This window comes from Oscillibacter sp. KLE 1745 (assembly GCF_000469445.2).
GTDB lineage: Bacteria > Bacillota > Clostridia > Oscillospirales > Oscillospiraceae > Oscillibacter > Oscillibacter welbionis.
Window position 1 is genome coordinate 1 of sequence record NZ_KI271755.1, and the last position, 10,814, is coordinate 10,814.

8 protein-coding genes and 1 pseudogene are annotated in these 10,814 nt (G+C 45.5%); 8 read left to right on the forward strand and 1 reads right to left on the reverse strand.

Annotated elements, in window-relative coordinates; translation table 11 throughout:
- The first annotated feature begins 287 nt into the window (after positions 1–287).
- The 8 genes and pseudogenes from HMPREF1546_RS14255 (at position 288) to HMPREF1546_RS14295 (ending at position 10,149) form a co-directional block, all read left to right on the forward strand.
- Entirely contained in the window at positions 288–638 is a 351-nt protein-coding gene (locus HMPREF1546_RS14255) for a hypothetical protein (RefSeq protein ID WP_021747837.1), read from the forward strand.
- A 315-nt stretch (positions 639–953) separates the two neighbouring features.
- Positions 954–1,937, forward strand: a complete 984-nt coding sequence (locus tag HMPREF1546_RS14260) for a 3'-5' exonuclease (protein WP_021747838.1) — start codon at positions 954–956, stop codon at positions 1,935–1,937.
- A 223-nt stretch (positions 1,938–2,160) separates the two neighbouring features.
- Positions 2,161–3,468, forward strand: a pseudogene (locus HMPREF1546_RS14270) (P-loop NTPase fold protein).
- 65 nt (positions 3,469–3,533) lie between these two features.
- Entirely contained in the window at positions 3,534–4,910 is a 1,377-nt protein-coding gene (locus HMPREF1546_RS14275; RefSeq protein ID WP_021747841.1) for a P-loop NTPase fold protein, read from the forward strand.
- A gap of 829 nt (positions 4,911–5,739) precedes the next feature.
- Positions 5,740–6,891 carry a hypothetical protein gene (locus HMPREF1546_RS14280; protein WP_021747843.1) on the forward strand — a complete coding sequence of 384 codons (1,152 nt, stop codon included), beginning with the start codon at positions 5,740–5,742 and terminating at the stop codon, positions 6,889–6,891.
- Positions 6,888–7,676 carry a hypothetical protein gene (locus tag HMPREF1546_RS14285; RefSeq protein WP_021747844.1) on the forward strand — a complete coding sequence of 263 codons (789 nt, stop codon included), beginning with the start codon at positions 6,888–6,890 and terminating at the stop codon, positions 7,674–7,676. The genes HMPREF1546_RS14280 and HMPREF1546_RS14285 overlap by 4 nt, the downstream gene beginning before the upstream one ends.
- 560 nt (positions 7,677–8,236) lie before the next feature.
- The gene (locus HMPREF1546_RS14290) at positions 8,237–8,437 is read left to right on the forward strand and encodes a hypothetical protein (RefSeq protein ID WP_036629525.1); all 201 of its coding nucleotides are present in this window, start codon (positions 8,237–8,239) and stop codon (positions 8,435–8,437) included.
- A gap of 59 nt (positions 8,438–8,496) precedes the next feature.
- Entirely contained in the window at positions 8,497–10,149 is a 1,653-nt protein-coding gene (locus HMPREF1546_RS14295) for a recombinase family protein (RefSeq protein WP_051320046.1), read from the forward strand.
- 456 nt (positions 10,150–10,605) lie between these two features.
- Here the strand turns inward: HMPREF1546_RS14295 and HMPREF1546_RS19415 are convergent.
- On the reverse strand, positions 10,606–10,814 hold a 209-nt coding region (locus HMPREF1546_RS19415; protein ID WP_207643778.1), incomplete at its 5' end, for a hypothetical protein.

Here is a 10,814-nt window from a genome sequence, read left to right on the forward strand (position 1 = left end):
CTCACTATTTTTGCGTGCCGTTTTGGGGCACTACCGTACTGTTTTGCAGGGGACAGTAACATAGTGATGCTGGTAAATTACTATTTAGATAATAACATACGCAATGAAGAATCGCAAGATAGAATACGGATATCAGAACACGGTAAGGATACTATTTTTTATTCCCCTAAATCAATTATATCGAAAAATAAGAATTACGTTATAAATTTTTGATGGTTTATGGAGGTGTACGTTGATGTTTAACAGTTACATTACCCGCGGTGTTGCTGCGGCGCTTGGTGAGTCGGATGGCGGACAAATCCCTTACACTGGAGAAGTCTCCCTTCCGCCCTGCTGCCATTGCACATCCGCAAAACCTGAGCAGTCTCAAAAAGAGCCGCACGGATGCGGAGTTCCAAGCGGCTTATGATGTGGTACTGGAGATTGTGGAACCTTTCTCTGATTTGAGCCGTGAGGAGCAGTTAGAGGGAAGCGCAGTTGCCTTACGTCGGATGGTTGACAGATGGAAGGTCACATACACCTCCTCGGTGGACCATTACAACGGCCCCTACGACTATTTTGTGGCAGGCGTGTCCTCCCTGTACCGGCTATACCCTGGCTGCTGGGCTGTGCCTGAATATGTTGGGCATCCCTTATGAGTATGTGAATGAGAACCAGTGATGCCATCAGTGGTATCGGGTTCCTATGGTGGAGGGCTCCTACTGGATTTGCGCCGCATACAGCCTACAGCCTTTGCTGCGGGCTGTATGCGGCGCCCTATCAGCATCCTTATTTTTATCCATCAAGCAGGGTCTCTAGTTAACGGATGGACGCTCTGTTTTTTATCTGGCAACTACAACTTGTGGTTGAGATTATTTTCAAATTCTGTTATCATAGAGGAAAACAGATGTTCGATAAGGTGTCGCGCTGATTGCCAAACTATTCGGCATAAAAAACGAAAGATAGACGATTGAATGATAATTTTTGACCTGGAATGGAACCGGGGGGATGACACGAAATCCCTGGATGAAATCCTGCAAATCGGTGCAGTCAAGATTGAAGGGCTCGGACGGCCCGTTCTGGATTCCTTCAATATCTATATCCGGCCGCGTGTCCATAAGGTGTTTGGGCCAGGGGCAAAGAATTTACCGGACCTGCAAAAGTCGATTGATTCAGATGTGGACTTTCCTCAGGGGCTGTCCAAGTTTTTAGCGTGGTGCGGTAAAGAGCGGGAATTTGGTGCCTGGGGAAGCGAGGGCTTCAAGGCCCTCAAACAGAACTGCGAATACTGGAAACTTCCTGTTCCAGCCTTTCAGAAGAAATACAACCTGCAACAGGCGTTCGGCCATGTCATTGGAGAGGACAGCCGGCAGGTTGCATTGCAGAGCGCCATCGAAACCTGCAGGATTCCAATACAAGACACCTTTCACAACGCACTGCACGATGCGACATATACGGCCGCAATTTCTGCTTGGATTACAGAAGAGTCTCTGACTTATCGGCTTTTAAAAAAACGAATAAGAAGAAAAATCCGGCTTCCACAATTCTCTATGGAGCAGTTTCCAATACAACCAAAATATCGAGTTAGCCCATACCTATCCATGCAAACAGTTTTGAATGCTAAAAGAGCCCGCCAGCCTAAGTGCCCGATATGCCAAAAACCGATGTGTGTCCACCGCTGGTCCGGTCCAATAGGCAACTGCTACTACTCCGCTGTGGGCTGTAAAGAGCATGGGAAGTTTCTTTGCCGGCTGACGGTATCCCAGTTGGAGAATGGTGAGTGGAGAGGGCGGATGTCCGTACCGGCCATCACGTCGGAGTTGAAGGAAACATATCAACGAGCACTGGAAAAAGGGACCATCAACTGCACAGGGAGTATCCACAAGAAGAAAAAGAAACGCTGGTACGGAAGATGCATTGCCAAGTTGGATATGGCAACGGCGCAAAACCGGGTTTAGAAGCCTTGCAGGCTTTCCCGCGGTTCCAAAGTTTAAAAGATAGAATCAAAATTGTGATTTTCCCATATAAGGAAAATCAGAAAATTGTAATACTTACTAAAGCGGTGGGAGGGTTGTTATGGCAGACAGGACAATGGGAGTTCAAAACAAGGCTATCGGAGCATTCAGTTCAGATACTTTGCCTGTAGATATTTTGGGTCGGGATGAACTCTTGAATCAAATAATGAACCTTCTGATAACCTTGTCAGAGGCCAAGAGTTCTTGTGCGTTTGCCCTAAACGGGAAGTGGGGAGCGGGGAAAACCTATATTGTTCAAAAGTTGGAATAATTGCTCCGGGTGTATGAATCAACAGGGAGTTTAATAGTTTTCCATTATAACTGCTGGCAGTACGACTACTATGAGGAGCCGTTGATGGCGATTATAGCCGCCATGCAGGACAGCATTGAGGAAAAAACAAATTTACTCAAAAAGGAAACGAGAGAAAAAGCAGAAAAAGTGCTGTCCATTACAAAGAACATCGCCAAGCAAACGGTTTTTTCCTTTGCCGAGAAAAAATTAGGGGTCGACCTTGAGAACATAGATAGTTTGATTGAAAAAGGAACAGAGGACAGTGAAAAGAAACAGACTACCCGCCATAGCACGGACTCGTATTATGATTTTAAGAAGGCCATAGATAAAGTAAGGCGGCAGATGTCCATTTTATCAGAAAGCGCGACGCTACTCATTGTGGTTGACGAGTTGGACCGGTGCCTTCCGGAATATGCTATCAAGGTGTTGGAACGGCTCCACCACCTGTTTTACGGTATTGAAAACACAATTGTTCTTGCCGCTCTTGATGGAGAACAGTTGGGACATACAGTAGAGCGCATATTTGGTGAGGGTACAAATTGTCGGGAGTATCTTCGCAAATTTCTGGATTTTGAAGTCATGGTAGACGTTGGAATCGTTCAAGGAGATTTTCTCAAAAAATATGACAGTTATGCTTCAATGTTTGATAGTAAATTACTTCCTCCGTGGACCGGACTTGGAAGATATTTTACTGAATTGTTCAGCGAGATGGATATAAGAACACAAGAACATCTCATAAAGAAGATGGAAACTATTCACCGCCTGTTGTTTAGAGGTGAAAAGAAGGATTATTCTTATTTATGCTTTGAACTTTTAATGGCCGTCCATAACTATTATGCCCCAGGGACTACACGCGCACCGATATTTTATCAGGACAGTAGAAATATGGAGAACTATAAACTTATTTGCGCAAAGGAAAGTTTACCACAAAATTTTGTCTCCTATGTCCAAGATAATTGGAAATTTTCAATCGCTGAACAGATTGTTATGGATACAAGGGATAGCAGACCACTCATTCATTTTCCAGAGGAGATAGATATTCCACGTCTTCTAATTTGCTATTCGGAGGACGTATATAATCACCGTTCCATGAGCGCTCTAAGCCGGAATTTTCCTCAAAGAAATAAATCAAGTGTACAGGATTTCAAAGAAGTCCAGCGACTGGTACAACTTATCAAATAGAATGCGACTTGATGGATTTTAGCACATATAGCGGTCTATTTAGAAATAGATATAAAAGGTGAAATATGAAAAATTTCAGTTTAAACCCTACCGAAGAAAACGCACTTGACTTGTTAGGAACAAACCCTATTGGGCGCACCGAAGATGTCCTTCGATTTGTTGAACTGCTTTCAAACATGGAAGATACCTGCTACTCTGTTGCTCTGAATGGGGAATGGGGGGCGGGGAAGACATTCTTCGTGAAACAAGTTAAATTGATTCTGGACGCATATAATCCGCAGACGGATATACCTGAGGAAACGCACTATAAAGTGCAGAATGTTATCCAGAACCGAATTCATGTCCCAGATAGTTATACGTCCGTATACTATGATGCCTGGGCTAATGACAACCATGAGGACCCATTGCTGTCTTTAATTTATGCGGCAATACGTAGTGGACAGAGTGACTACACACCAGAGAGGGAGCGTAGCCTATGTAATGCTGCGTTGGGGATTGTAGACCTTCTGGCAGAAAAGAACATATCCACAACTCTTCAAGCACTACGAGGAAATGGAAAGTTGGAGGGTATACAAAAAGAAACCGACCTAAGAAATTTGGTTCACGAGTTTATCGATTCCTTGATAGCGGAACATGGAAACCGGCTTGTGCTCTTTATTGATGAACTGGACCGCTGTAAACCTGATTATGCAATTCGTTTCCTGGAGAGAATCAAGCATTATTTTGATGATGAAAGGGTTACTTTCGTCTTCTCTGTAAGCCTGTCACAGTTGCAGTGGACGGTAAAAAGTTATTATGGCTCGGGGTTCAATGCAACAAGGTATCTAGATAAATTCTTTGACATTCAACTTACACTTCCGCATGTAGACTATAACCGATTCCTCAACCAAAGATTGAAAATGTGGCCGGATTCTCTCGTTTCATTAGTTGGCATGGAAGTGATGAAATACTTCAACTTCTCTTTGCGGGAAACTGAGCGTTACATTCGGCTCCTAAAAATCATTGAGCATGCGGCAAAAAATATGAGCGAAGGATTCGAGGAACAAAACGCCGTGTTATTCTCGGCAACATATTTTGCGCCTATCATGGTGGGACTACAGATGTGCGATATGAAGGCGTATAGTGCTTTTGTCACCGGTAAGGATTCTGGCCCTATGAAGGACATTCTTACCAATTCCGATGTGGTGCTTCATAGTCGCCTCCTTTTAAAAAGCAGTGAAGAGTGCAAAAAAAATGGAATAATAAATGACCATACAGGAAAACAAGTGGGGACAGTCATTGATAGACTGGAGGTGGCCTACAAAGCCTTGTTTGGCAGAAATTATCCCGAATATGGGCAAAGCATGACAATCGGTCAGATGTCGTTCACAGAGAAAGTAAGGATTAGTGTCGAACGGGTCGCTTCGATATTGTCTCCATTTGAAGAGTATGATATTGATTGAGCGGAGTGACTTGGAGTCAGTCATTTCATTTTGGAAACTGAAAAATGGCGATAAAACTATTTTGATGTTTTGTGATTTATAGTTCAATTGCCGATAAACATTTTTGTGCTTTCCAATTTTTAGGTTAACTGAAAGGGCGCCTATGGGGTAGCTGTCCATAAAACAGGTTTTGAGAAACAAATACTATGGCAGTTGTCGGACAAGGGTTGCTGACAAAGGGGGTATGTGTCATTAAGGCACATGCCCCTTTGCTTTTGCAGTTGCCTTTGTTGATGGTAGATGGATAGGATGGATTTTGTACGATTTAAGGTCGATAATCCGGAATTAGCTTCCCTGTGAGCAACGCAAAAATCATGGGCAATGATGCGTCCATACCCTTGCACAAGTACAGCTCATACGTCAGTTAAATGCCGATTTCCAACCTGTTTCATAAGGGTACTTCTGAGATGTCATCTTTCAGAAAAGTAGTCAGAAATCCCTCACTTAAACCAATCCTTGTGAGGATAGGAAAGAAATTTGCTGAAACGATAATTTTGTCCCTTATTCCGCGCTTCTGCAATCCGTGTACTGCGCTCACCGTTCCGTTCGCTATTGCATGGTTACAATTAGTTGTTCACCATCCAATGAACAGTGGGATCCCTTTCCATAAGCAGCACATCATTTACAGCGATAGAAACCTCTGAATTTGAAAACTGTTTTGCCTGTCATGCCGAGCAAGTAGGATAGACAAGCACAAAGAAACATGCTATAATTTTTATAAATACTCTAAAAGACCACGTTAACATGTCAGGTCGCTGTCTGGCGGCACTTATTAACGGAGGTTTGGGTTATGAATAACAAACAAATGAAAAAGGCTACAGTCGATGCAATCAATGTGATGATCAGTCACGCGGACAAGGGTCCTTCCGGATTTTGGGTGGAGGATCACGAAGGCTGTGGCAATCCAGCGGTCTTTCCGGAATTTGAGGAGGGCTTGAAGCGAGGAAGGCTCATCCAGAAAGAACATTATTTTTGCCCATGGAATACCGCCATTATGTACGGCGATGGGCATGGCAACATAAACACGGGGTGTTACCATAGCTGTTCTATTGACAAGGCGAGGTATCTGTCTGCTCAGGAACTGAAAGAGATTCTTGTCTGCTTCAAAACACGCATGGAAAATGGCGATTACGATTGCGTTGAACATTTATCTCCATTGCTGACAAAAGACGAAAGCAGGCACATAGAGGATCGCATCCTTGCGGAGCAGCATGAGTGCGAACGCTGCGAAAGGCAAAAGCGGCAGGAGCGGCTCAAAAAAGCCGCTGCTCTGATTGCCAAGTATCCAGATGAAGAATCGCTTTTGGCAATCAATTATGGAGAAGATACATGCGTAGATGAAGAAGATGGCCTCGTATTTTTCAATCCGGATTCTCGTAAGGATGTCGTTGGCGCAGAAAAGATGTCCTATGATGAATATCTGGATGTCCAGCTTGCTTCTTTAGGGCACGCTTATCGTTCCGGATTTGCAAACGGCATATTTAATTATCTGCTTGAATTCAAAGGACAGATTGAGAAAGTCAAGCCAAAACATATTTGCTTCAAGCGGATTTTCATTAGCGGAATGTACACCGATGGGACAATGTTTGATGATAAAGAGGATCACGTCTGGATGGACAAATCCGGCTTTGAAGACCACAACGTTGGTGACAGTGTTTCATTCGGTGCCGAGGTCTACCGCTATGTAAAAACCGGAAATGGAAAACAGATTGACTACGGACTGCGTAACCCGACAGGCATCCAAAAGATCGAAGCCTACGAACTTCCCAGCGATGATGAACTGATTATGCAGGAAGTTGGACAGCTTATCTGCGAGACTTGCTTTCTAAGTGATCGGTGCAATCACAATTACTGCACAATAGATCCAAAGAAAAAGCGTTTGCTCAAACAAGAAATGTTCCGTGCAATAAAGGCACAGACAGATAAGGAGACTCAGAAATGAAACGATTCTTTCTTGTGTGTGGACTTGTAATTGCATTGTTGCTGAGTGGGTGCGGATCGTCGGCATCCCGTGTTGAAACACTGAAAAGCTGGTCTTTTCAGTATAACGAGGGAACAAGTGATTACAGCCTTTTCTTTGGCTTGGCTGATAAAAATGATAAGTCTCTGTCAGCTGATGTTGATGTGGATATTCGAATCGTAAATGACGCGGATGAAGAGGTTTATGCTGGTACAAAGTCCGTTTCTACTGATGATTTCGGCTATTATACCAGCCAAGCTGCCGGAGAGCAATATCTTGCCAATGTGAGAATCCCTTCCTCTGAGATCAAAGCCGGAAAATCCGCAAGCGGGAAGGTTTATTTCACCGTGTACAAGGAAAACGCAGTTCAGTTTGACGAAGTAAACTGCGATGCTCTGTATTGCTTGCCTATTGAAGATGTTCAAGTGACGTTTGATTCATTTCCGCTGGATCTGAAGGTGAAAGACTTCATGGGGAGTACGGCATCCGTGATCCAAATTCAAGGAGCCGAATTTAAGTTTGACAAAGACTATTCTCCGCAGCTGACCATTACGATTACCGGAGAAAAGAAGAGCGGGAGCAGTGATTCCGGGTATGATATGATTAGTTATAAGCTGTATGACAGTGCGGGTTATCTGGTAGACTCCGGCAATATATACCTATCTTCTCTGAGCGCCGGAGATAAATTCAAGGATGACTCTGTTGTGATCTATGACATTACTCCCGGCGAATCCTACACATTCCAGTTATCAGAGTATAGCTGGTGAGCTTTCGTAATTTTGCACGAACATAAGGGCTTGGGACTATCCCAAAAATGAAAACAGGGCGTTTCGGCGGTCAGCCGGAACGCTCTGTTTTTTCGGTGTGGGTACTCACCGGATTTGCTTGCTGCTCTGCAAGGAAATCCCGGTCAACCCACGCCGTTTTTCGCAAGTGTAGCTACACTTGCTGTGCTTGCTCTTCCTCTCATAATCGCATTGACTCGAACGTTTGTTCTTGTTATAATTGGGCTGAAAGATTAAAAAAGCCTTGAAATGCAGCTGATTTTCATTGGCGAATGGCGGCATCGCCGCCTTGATTACCGGCTTGCACAGGCGAACGAGCCTGTCAAGGACACGCAGTGAGGCGAAGCCGTTTCCTTGACTGGAACGGACGGCTGTGCAACCCGGCGAACTGCCTGTAATTCTCCTGTGAATCCCGGTACATTACCCAATGGAATCCCGGAAATTGTCGTGATATACTGAATAGCAATAGGTCATATCACGCACTTTGCTCCGGGAGATTCATGCGGCGCTGCTCGGAAATCTGAATGAAAAGGAAGGTGCAAATGGATAACAAGAAACGTAACGTCCAAGTGGAAACGGACGGCAGCCGCAGTGTCCCCGTTCCTCTCTGGCAGGAGTTACCGCAGATCATGGTACGCCTGAAAGAAGGAAACACCATCTACCGCTTTACTGCCAGCTTTGACGGAAAGCACACCCTTCCCGAAAAGGCGGTGAAGCTGATCGACTCCGAAGGGAGTGTGTGATCGTGACCAACAGCAACCTTGTCTTGGCAGACTGTCCTCAGATGATGGAGGAATCTACTATGAAGCAGTCTGACAAAATTACCGCGCTGTATTGCCGCTTGTCCCGTGACGATGAATCACAGGGCGACAGTAACAGCATTGTGAATCAAAAAGCCTATCTCAGCCGATATGCAAAGGAACACAGCTTCCGCAATACGGAGTTCTTTGTGGATGACGGTTACACAGGCGCAAACTTTCAAAGACCGGATTGGCAGCGCATGATGGCGCTGGTGGAAGACGGAAAGATCGGTACGATCATCACGAAGGACATGAGCCGCATCGGTCGAAATTATCTGGAAGTTGGGATGTATACCGAGATCACATTCCCACAGAATAACGTGCGGTTCATTGCCGTCAACAGTGGTGTGGACAGTGCCAAACAGCAAGACAATGAGTTCGTCCCGTTCGTCAACATTATCAACGAATACTACGTTCGGGACGGCAGCAAGAAGGTGCGGGCATCCCTCAAGCTAAAAGGAGAATCCGGCGAGCATCTGACCACAATCCCCCCGTATGGCTACGTCAAAGACACGGATAATTCAGAGCATTGGCTCGTCGATCCGGAAGCGGCACAGGTGGTCAAGCGCATCTTTTCCCTCTGCATGGACGGGAACGGTCCGACGCAGATTGCATGGATGCTGAAAGAGGATCATGTGTTGACGCCCACCGTTTATCAGGACAGGCAAAAACGAAAAGTCCGCTGCGCTTTGCCGGAGAATCCATACAACTGGAACGGCAGTACCGTTGCTGCAATTCTGGAACGGATGGAGTATTGCGGGCATACCGTGAACTTCAAAACGCACCGGCAGTCCTACAAAATCAAGAAGACCATCGAGAATCCACCGGAGCAATGGAAGATATTCCGCAACACCCACGAAGCCATTGTGGATGAGGAAACCTTTCAGCGGGTACAGGAGCTGCGCCGCAACAAACGCAGACCGGCAAGAACGGGCAAGAGCAACCTCTTTTCCGGCGTTGCCTACTGTGCCGATTGCGGAGAAAAAATGTACTACTGCACCTCGCGGAACTTTGAAGAACGACAGGATCATTTCGTCTGCTCTACCTCTCGCAAGAAGGGAAAAGACGTGTGCGGAACGCACTTCATCCGTGCGGTTGTTCTGGAAAAGGGCGTGCTGAAATTTCTGCAAATCCTGCTTTGGTATATCTCCGATTGTGAGGATCTGTTCCGCGATAAGCTGGGTGCAAAGCGCAAGGAGGACTTCAAGAAAGAACTCGCCGCAAAGCGCAGACAGCTCACGCAGGCACAGCGCAGGATGGAAGAGTTTGACCGTCTGTTCAAACGGCTCTATGAGGACAATATCTCCGGCAAAATCAATGATAGCCGATTTGAAAAGCTGTCCGCCGACTATGAAAATGAGCAAACAGAGCTGACGGAGAAAATGCAGCTTTTGGAACAGGAGATTGCCCAGCAGGAGAAAGAAGCCGACAGCATTGAGCAGTTCATCCTCCGGGCGAAGAAATATCCCAACTTGCAGGAACTGACGCCCGCTGTGCTGCATGATCTTGTGAGCAGGGTCTATGTTTCCGCGCCGGATAAGAGCAGCGGGCAGCGAGTGCAGGATGTGCATATCAGCCTTGCCTGCATTGGTTTCCTGCCGGAGAGCATCATTGCCGAAATGCTCACCCACGCAGCAAAAAGCAGAACAGCGTGACTTCCGCCACGCTGTTCTCTCTAAAGCTATAAACCTGTCTTATGCGCTTCTACCCTGCGGGCGCCCTTTTTTTAGGATGATTCTTCTCTGAGATTTCTTACGATGGCTCGGGTGGAATATTGGCCTCCAATTATTTTTTAATCTCGGGAATAATCTTCCCTTCTGCGGTCACATACATATAGGGCGGCCTTCGGACAGGAGGATGTTGTGAGCCCTCCTACTTTAGCACCCTTGTCTCTCCACTGTATTAACAGAACTAGCCTGTATTTGCATCCACAAAAAACAAATGGATAACTGATAGGTGCTGCAAAACGATATAAAGGAGAAATCGATATGTTTAAAATGAATACAACCCATTTTGTTTCCAATCCTCTCAAAGCCTTGAATCCCAAGGGATTTGCGCATACTGTAGGAATACAAAGCCGATTTAGGAGACTTGTGTTGAACTCGAAAAACTCATTTTAATTCGTTTAAAAACGAGAAATAAATGGATTTAATTGAAGGCATTATGTTATCGTCCCTACAAAAACAGTATAGTTGTCCCCCAAAATGACCCCCCATTGAAGTGACCTTAAAAAATCGTTCATGGGGCATCACAGCGGCTCCCAAAAGGCCAATCTGATGGTCCTCTAAAAGGATGTTTGGGAAGCCTTCTAAAACGGCGC

Excerpts from the sequence above, each read along its gene's own strand:
- HMPREF1546_RS14290 (WP_036629525.1), top strand. The coding sequence starts at position 8,237 with ATGGATAACAAGAAACGTAACGTCCAAGTGGAAACGGACGGCAGCCGC.
- HMPREF1546_RS14255 (WP_021747837.1), top strand. The coding sequence starts at position 288 with ATGGCGGACAAATCCCTTACACTGGAGAAGTCTCCCTTCCGCCCTGCT.
- HMPREF1546_RS14285 (WP_021747844.1), top strand. The coding sequence starts at position 6,888 with ATGAAACGATTCTTTCTTGTGTGTGGACTTGTAATTGCATTGTTGCTG.
- HMPREF1546_RS14280 (WP_021747843.1), top strand. The coding sequence starts at position 5,740 with ATGAATAACAAACAAATGAAAAAGGCTACAGTCGATGCAATCAATGTG.
- HMPREF1546_RS14260 (WP_021747838.1), top strand. The coding sequence starts at position 954 with ATGATAATTTTTGACCTGGAATGGAACCGGGGGGATGACACGAAATCC.
- HMPREF1546_RS14295 (WP_051320046.1), top strand. The coding sequence starts at position 8,497 with ATGAAGCAGTCTGACAAAATTACCGCGCTGTATTGCCGCTTGTCCCGT.
- HMPREF1546_RS14275 (WP_021747841.1), top strand. The coding sequence starts at position 3,534 with ATGAAAAATTTCAGTTTAAACCCTACCGAAGAAAACGCACTTGACTTG.